The sequence below is a fragment of the Streptococcus sp. LYSM12 genome (genome assembly GCF_004569635.1).
Classification (GTDB): Bacteria; Bacillota; Bacilli; order Lactobacillales; family Streptococcaceae; genus Streptococcus.
Genome location: NZ_SPOZ01000007.1, coordinates 1 through 15,834, shown reverse-complemented (window position 1 = coordinate 15,834; position 15,834 = coordinate 1). Strand labels below are relative to the sequence as shown.

Genomic DNA, 15,834 nt, shown 5'->3' with positions numbered 1-15,834 from the left:
ACGATGATTATTTTTGTTTCCATTAAAAAATTGGTTCAGACGTTTTGGTGGTTGATTGCAGCAATAATACTATATATTCTTTACCAATCTATTGGATTAAGCATGTTTTTCTTGCTTGTTCTTGGATTATTAGCGTTAAAGTTTTTCCCTGCATTATTCTTACCTATTTTGCTGGTTGCTATAGGTGTCCATTTCTCAGGTGGCTTTTCTTTCATTGCAGACAGTATTGTCTGGGGATTTGGGTGTCTTGTTTCATTACCTATTTGTTTTGGTTTTGTGGAGAGTGTCCGTACTTCCATTGAGCGAAAGAGGCAGGAAAGCAAATAGCATTAGAGGCGTTATCCTTAGGATAAGGTCTTTTTTGGTGCAAAATCAAAAAAATTTTGAAAAGCTGTCAATAAATCTTTAAAATAGTTCTCGTTAAGCTAATTTAGAGGAGATATGTGATGACAATCTTTGATGAACGAGACTTAAAAGAACAACTAATTGCACAAAATGCGACAAATTTCTATGAGTTTGTCTCTAAATATGATGATCAGATGGTTTCAGTTATGAAGGCTAGAGGTTACACTTGTATCCATTCTATGGAGCGCACAGTTGCTTTTACCTTTGGAGAATTTACTTTTCGCCGTCGTCGATGGAAAAAGGGAAATCAGTGGGTTGTACCTGTCGACGAAAAATTAGGGTTGAAAAAGAATGTTCGGTTCTCCTGGGAATTTATGTATCAAATTGCCTGTCTTTCTACAATGATGCCTTATGATAAAGTTGTCAAGACTATTCAGATGGTTTATCATATTGTGATTACAAAACCGACCGTCGTTAAAGCGGTTAAACTTTGTCATCATTTACTCAAGGACCGGGAAGAGTATCGATTTTTTGAGGAAGAGATTCCTGTTGATAAAAAGCACGTTGATGTTATTTATATTGAAGGAGATGGGGTGATGGTCAAAGCTCGAGGAGAAGAACTAGATAATCAAAATGTCGATTTATCTCATTTTGTAGTACATACAGGTAGTCAGAAAGTAGGGAGCAATCGTTTTGAGTTACAGGATAAAAAAGAATTTGTGTCGCTTGACAATCGCTTGATTCGTGAAAAAGTATTGGACTATCTTTACAATCACTTTGAGATTGATGAGTATACTCTACTTATTACAAATTCAGATGGAGGTCATGGCTATACCCCTTATGTTTTTAAAGAGATTGCTAAGGCGCTCAAAGTGAAGCGGCACGAGCATTTTTGGGACAAATATCATGTCAATCAAAAGTTAAAGTCCTTTTTCAAACTTTATTCAGAAGAGCTTCTGGATAGTGCTTTTCAAGCCATTAAGCAACATGATAAAGGAAAGCTACGAACTGTTTTAGATACGACAGAAGCATTGGTTTTAACGGAAGAGGAATTCGAAGTCTTTGAAACCTTTAAAAGAAAGTTGTTTAATAATTTTCAATATACTAAACCAGCTGAATTGAGAGGCCTCCATCATGCAGGGATTGGTGTGATGGAAAGCCAGCACAGAAAAATTACCTATCGGATGAAGAAGCGGGGTATGTATTGGACAATATGGGGGGCTGAGACAATGAGTCAAATGATTGTCTTGGCTTACGAAGGACAGTTAAGAGAGCTCTTCTTTGGTTCTTGGCGTGAGGATTACCAACAGTACCTTGATTTAGAGTCCCTTAGTGCTACAAAAATCAAAAAAAATCAGAACAGGATTGATAAGAGCTACGATATTCCATCCGTTGGTCGATTGAAATATGGCAAACATCGCAATTTATAGATAAAAAGATATATATAAAGTTATACAACAATAACCTTTTTGAAAAAGGTCTTTTTGTGCTGTCTTTTTGACAGAAAATACTTGCGCCGTGTGTAGGTGTGTGTTATAATTTTATTAACTTAATCGAATAAAAAAGACGAAGGGTGCGTCAACACCTTTCGCCTTACCGAGTAAGAAACCGCTCTTCTTACTCAGTCTTTAATTCATGATACAGGATAAACGTATCTATGTCAAGGGCTGAGCAAGAAATTGTTCAGTTTTTTGATTACAACTCGGGGACAAGTTCTCCTTTTCATACAGAATTGCCCATTCTAAAAAATTCTACCACATACCAAGTTATTGAATAGCTTGACTTTCTATTTTTTAGGGTATATAATTGTAAAGAATCAGAAGAGTAGTGAATTGGCTATTTGTAGAGAGCTTGTGATGGGTGAAAGCAGGTAATAGCGGTTGATGAATGGGCTGATGGATTAGGAATCTGAAATCATAAAGATTCGGCTTTAGGCTTATATGCAAATGAGATGAGATGACTCATAAGTGAGGTGGCACCGTGTCTTTGACGCCCTCGCATGGCTTTTTGCTATGTGTGGGCTTTATTTATGAAAAAGGAGAATATGATGATAAAACCAGTTATTTTAACAGGAGATCGTCCGACTGGAAAATTACATATTGGGCATTATGTCGGGAGCTTGCAGAACCGTGTTCGTTTGCAAAACGAAGGTACGTACGATATGTTTGTCTTTTTAGCCGATCAACAGGCCTTGACAGACCATGCCAAAGAGCCACAAAAGATTGTAGAATCAATCGGTCATGTGGCATTAGATTATCTGGCTACAGGATTAGATCCTGAAAAATCCACCATTTTCATTCAGAGTCAAATTCCAGAATTGGCTGAGTTGTCCATGTACTATATGAATTTGGTATCATTGGGACGTTTAGAACGTAACCCGACCGTTAAGACTGAGATTGCTCAAAAAGGTTTTGGAGAAAGTATTCCGACTGGTTTTTTAGTCTATCCTATTGCACAAGCGGCGGATATTACAGCCTTTAAGGCAAACTATGTACCGGTTGGGGTTGATCAAAAACCGATGATTGAGCAGACACGTGAAATTGTCCGTAGTTTTAATCATGCCTATCAAACAGATGTTCTAGTAGAGCCAGACGGTATTTATCCTACACATGAGGGGGCTGGACGGCTTCCTGGGCTAGATGGTAATGCCAAGATGTCTAAATCGCTCAATAACGGAATTTATCTGGCAGATGACATGGATACACTCAAGAAGAAAGTCATGAGTATGTATACAGACCCGGACCATATCAAGGTCGAAGATCCAGGTAAGATTGAGGGCAATATGGTCTTCCATTACTTAGATGTTTTTGGTCGCAAGGAAGATAGGGCTGAAATTGAAGCTATGAAAGAGCATTATCAGCGTGGTGGTCTGGGAGATGTCAAGACAAAACGCTATTTATTAGACATTCTAGAACGGGAATTGGGTCCAATTCGGGAACGTCGTTTGGAGTTTGCTAAGGATATGGGCGAAGTCTATAACATGTTGCAAAAAGGCAGTGAAAAAGCTCGTCAAGTAGCTGCTCTAACTCTGTCAGAAGTCAAAGCAGCCATGGGGTTGAATTATTTTAATTAACCCAGATGTTCTTTAAATCAAGAAGAAGATTTTTATTCTTTTTCTGAACAAAACAATCATATAAAATATAAAAGGTTCGTTTTTAAAAGAATACCATTCCTCTAATATCCTATTTAGAAGAAAAATTATAATTTAAGGCGAATAATATTTGACAAATGATTTCAAAATGGTATGATATTTAAAATGTAAATCAGCTAGTTTAGCTAGAAACATAAACCTAAAAGAAATGAGGAATTTGTGGATGTCTAATTGGGACACGAAATTTTTGAAAAAAGGTTTTACCTTTGATGATGTATTGCTTATTCCAGCAGAAAGTCATGTTTTGCCAAACGATGCCAATCTTCAAACAAAATTGGCTAAGAATTTAACTCTTAATATCCCAATCATTACGGCGGCCATGGATACTGTAACAGAAAGCAAAATGGCCATTGCGATTGCGCGTGCAGGTGGTCTCGGTGTCATCCACAAGAACATGTCAATTGAACAACAGGCTGATGAAGTGCGCAAGGTAAAACGCTCTGAAAATGGTGTTATCATTGATCCATTTTTCCTTACGCCAAACCATACCATTAAAGAGGCAGATGAGTTAATGGGGCGTTACCGCATCAGTGGTGTGCCAATCGTTGAAACCATGGAAAATCGCAAATTAGTAGGTATTATCACAAATCGTGATATGCGTTTTATCTCGGACTATAATCAACCCATTTCAACGAATATGACCAGCGAAAATCTTGTGACAGCTCCTGTTGGGACTGACTTAGAAACAGCTGAAAGTATCTTACAAGAACACCGTATTGAAAAGCTTCCACTTGTGGATGAAAGTGGTCGTTTGTCTGGTTTAATTACGATTAAAGACATTGAAAAAGTTATTGAATTTCCAAATGCTGCCAAGGACGAATTTGGACGTCTCCTTGTAGCTGGTGCAGTGGGAGTGACTTCTGATACTTTTGAACGTGCAGAAGCCCTCTTTAAAGCAGGAGCAGATGCGATTGTCATTGATACAGCTCACGGACATTCGGCGGGTGTTCTTCGCAAGATTGCAGAAATTCGGGCTCATTTTCCAGATCGCACCTTGATTGCAGGAAATATTGCGACAGCAGCAGGTGCTCGTGCGCTCTATGATGCAGGAGTTGACGTAGTCAAAGTTGGAATTGGACCAGGTTCGATTTGTACAACTCGTGTCATCGCCGGTGTTGGGGTACCGCAAATAACAGCTATTTATGATGCAGCACAAGTTGCACGTGAGTACGGTAAAACGATTATTGCAGATGGTGGGATTAAGTACTCTGGTGACATTATCAAGGCACTTGCAGCAGGTGGACATGCAGTGATGCTTGGGTCTATGTTTGCAGGAACAGATGAGGCCCCAGGAGAAACGGAAATTTTCCAAGGGCGTAAATTCAAAACCTACCGTGGAATGGGTTCGATTGCAGCGATGAAAAAAGGCTCAAGCGATCGCTATTTCCAAGGTTCTGTCAATGAAGCCAATAAGTTGGTTCCAGAAGGAATTGAGGGTCGTGTGGCTTATAAAGGTGCAGCAGCTGATATTGTATTTCAAATGCTTGGAGGTATCCGTTCAGGTATGGGATATGTTGGTGCAGCTACTATCCAAGAATTGCATGATAATGCTCAATTCATCGAAATGAGTGGTGCAGGTCTGAAAGAAAGTCATCCACATGATGTTCAGATTACCAATGAAGCACCAAACTACTCTGTTCAATAATAAATGATAAACAAGTTTGGAACCAACTACTGTGAGGCTGTGTTCTCATCCACAAAATAATGAAAGCTAGTAGCAATCCCTCATTAGGTATATCCTCCTAGTGAGGGATTTGTGGTTGATGTGTTCCTCTTTAGATTTTATAGTTTGAACCAGTTATCGATTTGTTTTAACCATTTATGGTTTCGGTTCTAGTTAGACATTGATTTTAGTAAGTAAAACACTTTACAACTTGTAAACTTACTTTACAAGTTGTAAATATATTTGTAAAGGAGAAGAGATGCAAGGTATTATATATGCACTCGTCCCCATGGTAGCTTGGGGTAGTATTGGTTTTGTCAGCAATAAAATTGGTGGTAAGCCCAACCAACAAACATTTGGAATGACACTGGGAGCGCTCCTGTTTGCGCTGATTATTTGGATGATTGTTAGACCAGAGATGTCACTCATTTTATGGGTCTTTGGAATCATTGGTGGCATGCTTTGGTCTATGGGGCAATATGGTCAGTTCCGGTCAATGCAATACATGGGAGTATCAGTTGCCAATCCTTTATCAAGCGGTGCTCAATTAGTGCTTGGGAGTTTGATTGGTGCAATCATCTTTGGAGAATGGACGAAACCAGCTCAATTTTTACTCGGAATTTTGGCCTTGTTACTCCTTGTAGTAGGATTTTACTTTACTAGTAGGCAGGATACTGAGAAGGCTCATATCAATAAGAACCATGAGTTTGGAAAAGGTTTTCGCGCCCTTGCTTACTCGACCGCAGGTTACCTATCCTATGCGATTTTATTCAATAATATCATGCATTTTGATGCATTAGCGGTCATTCTTCCTATGGCTGTTGGTATGGTCTTAGGGGCGATTATTTTCATGAAATTCCAAATTCAGTTTGAAGCTGTAGTCATCAGAAATGCTCTAGTCGGTCTTATGTGGGGAATTGGAAATATCTTCATGCTCTTGGCAGCTGCTAAGGCAGGGCTTGCCATTGCCTTTAGTTTCTCACAACTTGGTGTTATCATCTCTATCATTGGGGGAATTCTCTTTTTAGGTGAAACTAAGACGCATAAGGAGATACGCTGGTTAACCATTGGGATTGCCTGTTTTGTGATTGGAGCCGTCTTATTGGGTGTTGTAAAATCTTACTAATATGCAACCGGCATCAGAAATAGCAAGCCTGTACTCATTATTACGATTTTTTCCTGTAAAATCTCCTCAATCGTGTAGTAGTGGGTAGTTTTTTCTTAAAATAGAGTCAACATCCAATAGCCTCTTTCTAAATCATTAGCGGGTAGCTATTTTGGGTCTTCACTAAATGTTTGTAATGAAACAATAAAAAGCTGGTCAAGCCAGCTTTTTATTGTTCTTCAATTTTCCCTTGTCTGACAGTAAAGATTTTGACTTTTTCTGGTAGTTTTGCTAAGTGTTCAAGACTGGTTGTGGTAATAAAGGTTTGAATATTGAGTGAAATCGTTTCAAGTAATTTAACTTGACGGTTGTTGTCAAGCTCACTCATGACATCGTCAAGCAGTAAAATAGGGGATTCACGTGTAACTTCTTTCATCAATTCAATCTCAGCTAGTTTGAGTGCTAGGACAAGGCTGCGATGTTGTCCCTGACTTCCGTAGTGAGCATTGATACTGTTTAAGAAAAAGACAATATCATCGCGATGAGGTCCGATACCTGTATTTTTTTTAAATAGATCACGTTTACGACATTTTGACAACTCCGTCAAGAAAGTGTCAACTAGATTGTCCGTTTCTGTCAACTTAATAGAAGATTGGTATTGGATGGTCAATTCTTCACGCTCTTCTGAAAGTTCTCTGACTTTTGCATTCCCAAAAAATTCTAACTTTTTGAGAAAATCTAAGCGCTGTAAAATGACCTTGCTACCGTATTCGGCCAGTTGTTGGTCTAGGACAGAGAGAAAGGTTTCATCAATTTTATCTACAGATTTTAGATAGGTATTGCGCTGTTTGAGGATATGATTGTAGTTGGACAAATCCGATAAATAAATCGGCTTGATTTGTCCCAATTCGACATCGATAAATTTTCTTCTAAGAGCAGGTGCACCTTTAATCAGTTGTAAATCTTCGGGAGCAAAAAGAACGACATTCATATGACCGATATAATCTGATAATTTAGATTGTTTCAGATGATTGACCTTGGTAATTCGTCCTTTTTCTGTCAACTCAATGTCAAGTGGAACTTTACCGATTTGACGATGTAGTAAACCGCTAATTGAAAGATTTTTCTGTTGGAACTGCATCAAATCCCTGTCAACACGTGTCCGGTGACTGCGTGTTAGGGCTAGGAAATAAATACTTTCAAGGATGTTGGTCTTTCCTTGTGCATTTTGTCCCAGAAAGACATTTAGACCATTCTGAAAGCTGATGTCCAATTCTTGGTAATTACGGAAATGTTGTAAACGTAATGATTCTAGCCACATACTTAGGTACCAGGGAAGCGAACAGGGACTTTTTTTGGTCTGTTCTTGTTGGCAGCAGTAGAGGGAGTCTTTTTGCTGTTTTTATGTTGAGCATTTAGCCGTTTGACGATCTGGGTGACGCGCTCTTTTTCAGCCTTATCTTCCTCATATTCTTTTCGTTCAGCTTCAGTCGGTGCAATCATTGTGATAGTCACATTGTGGCTTGGAATGCTGATGACATCTCCAATACGAATCTTTTTGCGCCTACGCTCTTCTTTCTCTCCATTAAAAAAGACGGGACATTCTTGCAAAAACTTCTTAATGGCTCCTCCACTTTGGATAAGTCCCACTTCTTTTAATAATGCTTGTAAAATAATGTGTTCTTCATATAGTTTGTAGTCCATAAATTACCTCGTTTCAGTTAATTATATCATAAAATGGTATAATTGAAGCTAGAATGTTTTAGAGAGGTTATACATGAAATTACAAGAAGGTGTTCAGCTTCATTTTATTCCTGCAGAGAAGTTTACGACCAATCAGATATTGGTTCGTTTTACTGCACCAATGGATGCAAAAACAGTTGCTGGACGGGTGCTAGTTTCTAATATCCTAGATACAGCTAATCAAGTCTACCCAACTTCTCATTTATTTCATCAACGCTTGGCGGACTTATACGGAGCGCAGTTTTCAACCAGTGTGTCAAGAAGAGGAAAAGTACACTCTATTGATTTAAAAATCTCTTATGTCAAGTCCAACTATTTGCCAGACGGGCTAGATTTGACCCTACCTCTACTTGATTTTCTTTATGCGAGTATCTTTCAACCCTTGAGAACCAAAAACGGATTTGATCCGAAATTGTTTGAGGTAGAAAAGACCAATTTATTGAATGATTTGGATGCTGAAATTGAGGATCATTTTTATCATGCAGATGTAGAATTGGCAGCCTTATTTTTTGAAGATGAGCACTTGAAAATTCCCCGCATTGGGAAGCGTGACCTAGTAGAAAAAGAAACGGCTCAGACAGTTTACAAGGCTTTACAGAGTATGATTCATTTGGATCGGATTGATTTCTTCATTTCAGGAGAAGTTGACAAAAAAATGGTCATCAAGCGTCTGAAAGAATTTCGGTTTTCTTACCGCAACCCAAAGCTAGAATTTACCTATCAGCCGCCTTATTCAAATATTGTCAGAGAAAAAATGGAACGCAAGGAAGCAGTTCAGTCAATCCTAGAGTTAGCCTATCATTTACAGATTTCTTACAATGATGTCAATCATATTCCTTTGATTGTCTTTAATGGTCTTTTTGGGGCATTTGCGCATTCTAAATTGTTTACAGATGTTCGTGAAAAGGAAGGACTTGCTTATACGATTGGTAGTCAGTTAAACATCTTTACAGGTCTTTTGAAAGTTTATGCGGGTATTGATAAAGAGAATCGGAAAAAGACCATGCGCTTGATTAGTAAACAATTGTTAGATATGAAAAGGGGCTACTTTACAGATGAAAGATTAGAGCAAACAAAAAAGATGCTGATTCATTCTGCAATCCTTTCCCAGGATAAGCAAGGTCAACTGATTGAGCAAACCTACAATAAAATTATCTTTGGTGACGATCAACTTGATTTACCAGAATGGATAGATGCTGTCAATAAAGTATCAAGGGAGGATGTTAGTCGTGCTGCAAAGTTAGTCCGATTACAAGCGATTTATTTTATGGAAGGAGTTCTATAGTAAAGATGAAATTGATTGAAAAGACCTATCCTTACTTGAATACTCCTATTTATCAAGGTAGGTTAGAAAATGGGTTGAGAATTGTTTTGATTCCTAAAAAAGACTTCCATGAAACGTATGCTATTATGACAGTTGAGTTCGGATCGGTTGACAATGAGTTGACAACTAGTGACAACCGTAAGAGGATTTATCCAGTAGGAGTTGCACATTTTTTAGAACATAAATTATTTGAAACAGCAGATAGTGGTGACATGCTGCATGAATTTGCAGTATATGGTGCAAACGCCAATGCTTATACTAGTTTTAATCAGACAAGCTACCTTTTTTCAACAACTGGGGAGCTTCGTCGACCGCTCGAATTACTCCAGAAAATGGTAAGAGAAGTGCATTTTACTGAGGAGAGTGTAGAGAGGGAAAAAGAAATTATTGTCCAAGAAATTGAAATGTACGCAGATGATTCTGATCATCGCCTCTATCTTGGGATTTTAAAGGGCCTCTATCCCAATACCTCTTTGGCTGAGGACATCGCAGGGACAAGGGACTCCATTCAGGAGATTTCGGCTACGACTTTACGGGAGAACTTCCAGCAGTTTTATCGACCAAATGCCATGACATTAGTTGTTACGGGAGATATAGACATTCATGAGGTTTTTGGCTGGATTTGTGACGATCAAGCGGAAAATCAGGGGATACAAGAAGAAAGGCAAATTGCTACTCAGGTCGTGAAAGGGGCAGTTAGTGAGCATGGAAAGGAGTATTGGGAGGTGGGTCTCCCCAAACTGGCCATCGGTTTGCGGGGAAATGATGTTATTCCGAAAGGAAAAGAGCAGTATTATCAGATCTGTCTATCCTTTTTACTGTCCATGTTAATTGGCAGAACCTCTAAACGCTATCAGACCCTTTATGAAACGAATAAAATTGACCATTCCTTGAGCGTTCACATTGAGGTTCAGCAGGGCTACCATTTTGTAGTGGTGACGGGGGATACGGCAGAGCCAATCACTGTTTCCAGTCAGTTACGCAAGGCCTTTTTGAATTTTGATGGAGATGAGGATGTGACGCAGGAGCATTTCCAAATCCTCAAAAATGAGATGTATGGCGAATTTATCAATGGTCTCAATTCTTCAGAGTTTACAGTTGGCTATTTTGTGAACCATTTTTCAGAAACTGAATCGATTTTTGACATTCCTGAGCTTTTGATTAGCCTGAAACTGGAGGAAGTGTTAGACATTGGACGGCAGTTTATGAGCCAATGCGATGTGGCAGATTTTATCATTTTTCCAAAATAAAAGTGAATTAGCATCGAAATTTCCCTAAATTTTTGGTACAATATGGTATTGAAAACTAATGGATAGAGAGAGGAACTTATGAGACAAAAAAGTATAGGAGAGGTATTGCGAGCAGCCAGGGAAAGTCGTGGTTGGAATTTTGCTGATTTACAGAGAATGACGAAGATTCAGGCAAAATATTTACAGGCTTTAGAATACAATGATTTTGACTATATTCCAGATAAAACCTATACTCGTTCGTTTTTGCAGCGCTATGCTGAGGTGTTGGAGTTGGATGCCCCTGTATTGCTCGATGCTTATGATCGAAATAGTTTAGTGATGTACTACGAGGTAGGAGAAGAGGCGGAGCTACAGTCTGAACTGCGAAGAAGTTACAAGGTGAAAAAGAAAGCCCCGTCTTATTTGCCACTCATTTATTTATTACTTGCGTCAACTTTTATTTTATGTTTTGTGACATATATCATCTACAGTCGTGTGCAAAATCAGGCACGAACTAGTGAAACAAGTACTTCGTATAGTGTCATTTCTCAATCTACTACAACGAGTGAAGCAGAAAGTCAATCTTCTAGTAGCTCTAGCTCATCGTCTTCTTCGCTCCCATCGTCCAGCAGTCAAGTATCTGATACAAGTCTTTTAACATCTGGTGGTGGGAACGATTTAGCAGTAACAGTCAAAGGGGCTAAGGAACCCGTAACAGTTGCTCTTTCCGTATCAAGTGTAACAAGTTGGGTGAGCCTAACTGGTACAGAAATTGCAGGTGGTTTCACTTTATCTCCAGAATCACCCACAGTGTCAGCAACGCTTCCTCCAGGAACAACTACAGCAACTCTGGTACTAGGTGTTGTTCGTGGGGTTGATATTACGATTGCAGGCCAAAAGTTGGATACAACTGCTTTGACAAATCAGTCAGGAAACGTCATTCTGACAATTGAACAATGAGGATTACAATGAAAAAAGAACATATTCCCAACGCCTTAACGCTCGGTCGTATTTTGGTGATCCCTATCTTCATACTTGTTTTGAGTGTGTGGGATAGTCTAGCCAGTCATATATTAGCGGCATTACTGTTTGCCTTAGCTAGCTTGACAGATTATCTCGATGGCTACTTGGCGCGTAAATGGCGGGTGGTGACCAATTTCGGAAAATTTGCCGATCCAATGGCAGATAAGATTTTGGTGATGACAGCTTTTATCATGCTAGTAGAGATGGGGTTTGCTCCAGCTTGGATTGTGGCGATTATTATTTGCCGAGAGTTGGCTGTAACTGGCCTGCGTCTGCTCTTGGTTGAAAACGGTGGAACAGTACTTGCGGCGGCCTTGCCTGGTAAAATCAAAACATTTTCTCAGATGTTTGCCATTATCTTTCTCTTACTCCACTTGCAGTTGTTAGGAACAATTACCCTCTATGTTGCTCTGTTTTTCACCCTTTATTCAGGTTATGATTATTTTAAGGGTGCCTCTTATTTATTTAAGGATACCTTTACGTAATGACAAATATCATTGAACTAAAACATGTAAGCTATAAATATGACCAAGAAGATGAGCACTATACCTTAAAGGATGTATCGTTTCACGTGAAACAAGGAGAATGGCTCTCCATTATCGGTCATAATGGTTCAGGGAAATCAACTACGGTTCGTCTGATTGATGGTCTTTTGGAGGCAGAATCTGGAGAGATTATCATAACAGGCGATGCCTTAACACCAGCAAATGTATGGGAAAAGCGCCGTCAGATTGGTATGGTTTTTCAAAATCCAGATAATCAGTTTGTTGGAGCAACGGTCGAAGATGATGTTGCTTTCGGCTTAGAAAACCAAGGTATTCTCCTAGAAGAAATGGAGAAACGTGTGCAAGAAGCCTTGGAATTAGTCGGGATGACGGATTTTAAAAAGCGTGAACCAGCGAGATTGTCTGGTGGCCAGAAACAGCGTGTTGCGATTGCAGGAGTGGTTGCCCTGCGACCAAAGATTATTATCCTTGATGAAGCGACAAGCATGCTAGATCCTGCAGGGCGTTTGGAGTTGATTCGGATTGTCAAAGACATCAAGGAAAAGTATCAGATTACGGTTATCTCCATTACGCATGATTTGGCTGAGGTAGCCTTGAGTGACCGAGTGATGGTCATGAAAAAAGGGCGAATTGAATCAATTAGTAGTCCAGCAGAATTGTTTATGCGTGAAGATTTGCAGACTTTAGGGTTAGATCAACCATTTACAGTAGGCTTGGTTCAGCAATTGCGTGAAAAGGGGCTTGATGTGCCGGTACGTTATTTTACAGAAGGGGAATTGGAAGAAACACTATGGGCATTACTCTCCAACAAGTAGACTATACATATCAAGCGAACACACCTTTTGAAGGGCGAGCGCTTTTTGGTGTTGATTTGGAGATTCTAGACGGCTCGTATACGGCTCTTATTGGTCATACTGGGTCAGGAAAATCAACGATTTTACAGTTGTTAAATGGTCTTAATATCCCAACATCAGGGACAGTTTTGATTGATGATTTTTGCATTACTCCGACCTCTATCAATAAAGATATTAAGCAGATACGTAAAAAAGTTGGGCTCGTTTTCCAGTTTCCAGAAAGTCAGGTCTTTGAAGAAACGGTTTTGAAAGATGTTGCTTTTGGACCGCAGAATTTTGGTGTGTCAAAGGAAGAGGCTGAGGCGATTGCTCGTGAAAAACTAGCCTTGGTTGGTATCTCAGAAGACTTGTTTGAACGCAGTCCCTTTGAATTGTCTGGTGGGCAAATGCGACGGGTTGCCATTGCAGGTATTTTAGCTATGGAACCGACAGTTTTAGTTCTTGATGAACCGACAGCAGGACTTGATCCGGCAGGTCGTAAAGAGTTGATGTCTATTTTTAAACAACTCCATCAATCAGGCATGACGATTGTTCTAGTAACTCATTTAATGGATGATGTGGCGAATTTTGCAGACCATGTATTTATTATGTCCAATGGCAAAATGGTCAGTTCAGGGTGTCCTAGAGATGTATTTCAAGAAGTTGACTTTATGGAAAGTATCCAGCTAGGAGTCCCGAAAATCACAAAATTTGCAGCGAATTTGGAACGGCGAGGATTTGTCTTTGAGCGCTTGCCGATTACCATAGACGAATTTGTTGAGGTAGTAGTGCATGGATAAGTTGATTTTAGGCCGTTATATTCCAGGGGATTCGGTGATTCATCGCTTGGATCCACGCAGCAAACTCCTTGCAATGATGATTTTTTTATTGATTATCTTTTGGGCTAATAATTTGGTGACCAATCTTCTAGTATTTACCTTTGTTTTAATCGTTATCTATTTGTCCAAGATAAAATTAAGTTTTTTCATCAATGGTGTTAAGCCGATGATTGGTATTATTTTGTTTACAACCTTTTTCCAAGTCTTTTTTACAGGTGGTCGTGAGATTTTATGGCAATTCTGGATTTTGAAAGTGACGGAGGAAGGGCTTCAGCAGGCAGGAATCATTTTTGTTCGCTTTGTCTTGATTATTTTCTTATCAACGCTTTTGACCTTGACCACCATGCCACTCAGCTTGGCAGATGGTATTGAAGCGGGACTTGCTCCCCTGACTTACTTGAAGGTGCCAGTGCATGAAATTGGCTTGATGCTATCGATGAGCTTGCGCTTTGTGCCAACCTTGATGGATGACACGATACGGATTATGAATGCGCAGCGGGCGCGTGGAGTTGATTTTGGAGAGGGTAGTCTCATTCAAAAAGTAAAATCGGTTATTCCTATTTTAATACCGCTCTTTGCGTCGAGTTTTAAACGGGCAGATGCCTTGGCGACAGCCATGGAAGCACGTGGTTATCAAGGTGGTAACGGACGGACCAAGTATCGTATATTAGAGTGGAAGCTAGCAGATAGCTTGGTTTTGGGGGTCATGTTGATTTTAGGGCTTCTTCTTTACTATCTGAAAAATTAGTGAAAAAACAGTATAGTCATTTCGTTTATATTTTTATTACTTCGTTCACTCGTCTTGCTGTACCATTGAGAAAAGTTACACTTTTCTTATCTGTCACTTGAAATAGTTATCAACTATTTCAACTACCTGCGACTCCTTGCCTAGTACTAAAAATAAACGAAACGGCAATAAAAGCGCTGAAATAGCGCTTTTATTGTTGAAACTAAATCCATTTGTAACATTCGTAATCTTTTTACAAAACAAGAGTAACATTTTGATTGTATGATGTAAAGATAATTGAAAGAAAGGAGTATGTATATCGTATGATGTTTGCAAGTAACAAACTAAAATTAACGATGGCAGGGCTTATCACAATGAGTTTGCTATTGGTTGCCGGTGTCGTAAGTGCAGATACTTACAAGGTAAAATCTGGGGACACCTTATCTCAAATTGCTCTTACTAACCAAACGACTGTTGAAAACTTGGTTGCATTGAATCAGATTAAAAATCCAAATTTGATTTATGTGAATCAAGTACTAGAACTCCATAAACTACCAGAGGGAATGGCGAATGTATCGTTATCAGAATCTTCTAAGGTAGTAGCTCAAGAGGTACCAGTTCAAATACAGGTAGCAGCAACCAATGAGGCTCCAGTTGCCGATACTTCTACAATCGCCGGTGATGAAGCTGCAGCTAAGGAATGGATTGCTCAAAAAGAATCGGGTGGTAGTTACACTGCTCAAAATGGCATCTATTATGGTCGTTATCAATTAACAAATAGTTATTTGAACGGTGATTATTCAGCAGAAAACCAAGAACGGGTGGCGGATGCGTATGTTGCTAATCGTTATGGTTCATGGTTGGCTGCACAGCAATTCTGGTTGGCAAATGGCTGGTACTAGATACGGAAAAGATCGAATGGTTTCGGTCTTTTTTATGTAGTCTTTTAGCACTAGGCAACGAGCTGCAGGCTGTACTAGAGGACGGGCAAAGCGAGTGAACGAGGGAATAAACGATAAACGAAATGACGATAGTACAGAGGATATGCCATACATCTAATATGATATCGTGGTGTGAAAGGAATTAGAGAATGGGTTCTAGTTGATTGAAAAAGGCTGGGCATATTGATATACTCCCCTTATAGTAGACAGTGAAAAAACAAAAATTCACTAGACACTATAAGGGGAGTTTTCGTATGTCTAAAAGAAGTCCAAAATCAGTAGAAGAAAAATGTGAAATCCTTCAGTTGTATCTGAGCCATAAGCAGTCCCTCAGTCAATTAACGAAAACCTACCAAGTGTCTGATTATACTATCAGACACTGGATGAAGCGATATGAAAGCGACG

At 39.3% G+C, this 15,834-nt stretch carries 15 protein-coding genes and 1 other annotated feature; of the genes, 13 read left to right on the top strand and 2 right to left on the bottom strand.

From position 1 onward, the window contains the following. Positions 1-3: 3 nt before the first annotated feature. The 5 genes from E4T79_RS03275 to E4T79_RS03255 all read left to right on the top strand — a co-directional run bounded on the left by E4T79_RS03275 (position 4) and on the right by E4T79_RS03255 (position 6,285). Positions 4-327 (top strand): hypothetical protein, encoded by a 324-nt coding sequence (locus E4T79_RS03275; protein ID WP_135027689.1) that lies wholly within the window; start codon positions 4-6, stop codon positions 325-327. Between the two features lie 119 nt (positions 328-446). Then, on the top strand, positions 447-1,775 hold the full coding sequence (locus E4T79_RS03270) for an ISLre2 family transposase (RefSeq protein ID WP_135027686.1): 1,329 nt from the start codon (positions 447-449) through the stop codon (positions 1,773-1,775). Positions 1,776-2,147: 372 nt separating this feature from the next. After that, positions 2,148-2,345: a binding site (T-box leader), on the top strand. A 47-nt stretch (positions 2,346-2,392) separates the two neighbouring features. Then, entirely contained in the window at positions 2,393-3,418 is a 1,026-nt protein-coding gene (gene trpS / locus E4T79_RS03265) for a tryptophan--tRNA ligase (RefSeq protein ID WP_135027883.1), read from the top strand. A gap of 241 nt (positions 3,419-3,659) precedes the next feature. Beyond that, positions 3,660-5,141, top strand: a complete 1,482-nt coding sequence (gene guaB / locus E4T79_RS03260) for an IMP dehydrogenase (RefSeq protein ID WP_135027683.1) — start codon at positions 3,660-3,662, stop codon at positions 5,139-5,141. Between the two features lie 277 nt (positions 5,142-5,418). After that, the gene (locus tag E4T79_RS03255; protein WP_135027680.1) at positions 5,419-6,285 is read left to right on the top strand and encodes a GRP family sugar transporter; all 867 of its coding nucleotides are present in this window, start codon (positions 5,419-5,421) and stop codon (positions 6,283-6,285) included. 208 nt (positions 6,286-6,493) lie between these two features. On the opposite strand, the gene recF is transcribed toward E4T79_RS03255, so the two are convergent. Beyond that, positions 6,494-7,585 carry a DNA replication/repair protein RecF gene (gene recF / locus E4T79_RS03250; RefSeq protein ID WP_135027677.1) on the bottom strand — a complete coding sequence of 364 codons (1,092 nt, stop codon included), beginning with the start codon at positions 7,583-7,585 and terminating at the stop codon, positions 6,494-6,496. A 2-nt stretch (positions 7,586-7,587) separates the two neighbouring features. Next, positions 7,588-7,968 carry an RNA-binding S4 domain-containing protein gene (locus tag E4T79_RS03245; protein ID WP_135027674.1) on the bottom strand — a complete coding sequence of 127 codons (381 nt, stop codon included), beginning with the start codon at positions 7,966-7,968 and terminating at the stop codon, positions 7,588-7,590. A gap of 73 nt (positions 7,969-8,041) precedes the next feature. Between E4T79_RS03245 and E4T79_RS03240 the strand changes: the two genes are divergently transcribed. The 8 genes from E4T79_RS03240 (at position 8,042) to E4T79_RS03205 (ending at position 15,390) form a co-directional block, all read left to right on the top strand. After that, complete coding sequence (locus tag E4T79_RS03240; protein ID WP_135027671.1) at positions 8,042-9,292, top strand: pitrilysin family protein; 1,251 nt, start codon at positions 8,042-8,044, stop codon at positions 9,290-9,292. Between the two features lie 5 nt (positions 9,293-9,297). Then, complete coding sequence (locus E4T79_RS03235; protein WP_135027668.1) at positions 9,298-10,581, top strand: pitrilysin family protein; 1,284 nt, start codon at positions 9,298-9,300, stop codon at positions 10,579-10,581. Between the two features lie 78 nt (positions 10,582-10,659). Further along, positions 10,660-11,520, top strand: coding sequence for a cytoskeleton protein RodZ (gene rodZ, locus E4T79_RS03230; RefSeq protein WP_135027665.1), 861 nt, complete (start codon positions 10,660-10,662; stop codon positions 11,518-11,520). Between the two features lie 8 nt (positions 11,521-11,528). Next, a complete protein-coding gene (pgsA, locus tag E4T79_RS03225) occupies positions 11,529-12,068 on the top strand; it encodes a CDP-diacylglycerol--glycerol-3-phosphate 3-phosphatidyltransferase (protein WP_135027662.1) in 540 nt (179 codons plus the stop codon). Then, positions 12,068-12,904 (top strand): energy-coupling factor ABC transporter ATP-binding protein, encoded by an 837-nt coding sequence (locus tag E4T79_RS03220; protein ID WP_135027659.1) that lies wholly within the window; start codon positions 12,068-12,070, stop codon positions 12,902-12,904. The genes pgsA and E4T79_RS03220 overlap by 1 nt, the downstream gene beginning before the upstream one ends. Beyond that, positions 12,880-13,722, top strand: a complete 843-nt coding sequence (locus tag E4T79_RS03215; protein WP_135027657.1) for an energy-coupling factor ABC transporter ATP-binding protein — start codon at positions 12,880-12,882, stop codon at positions 13,720-13,722. Before E4T79_RS03220 ends, E4T79_RS03215 begins: the two co-directional genes overlap by 25 nt. Next, on the top strand, positions 13,715-14,509 hold the full coding sequence (locus E4T79_RS03210) for an energy-coupling factor transporter transmembrane protein EcfT (RefSeq protein ID WP_135027654.1): 795 nt from the start codon (positions 13,715-13,717) through the stop codon (positions 14,507-14,509). The genes E4T79_RS03215 and E4T79_RS03210 overlap by 8 nt, the downstream gene beginning before the upstream one ends. Positions 14,510-14,811: 302 nt before the next feature. Then, positions 14,812-15,390, top strand: coding sequence for a LysM peptidoglycan-binding domain-containing protein (locus E4T79_RS03205; RefSeq protein WP_135027651.1), 579 nt, complete (start codon positions 14,812-14,814; stop codon positions 15,388-15,390). Positions 15,391-15,834 lie beyond the last annotated feature (444 nt).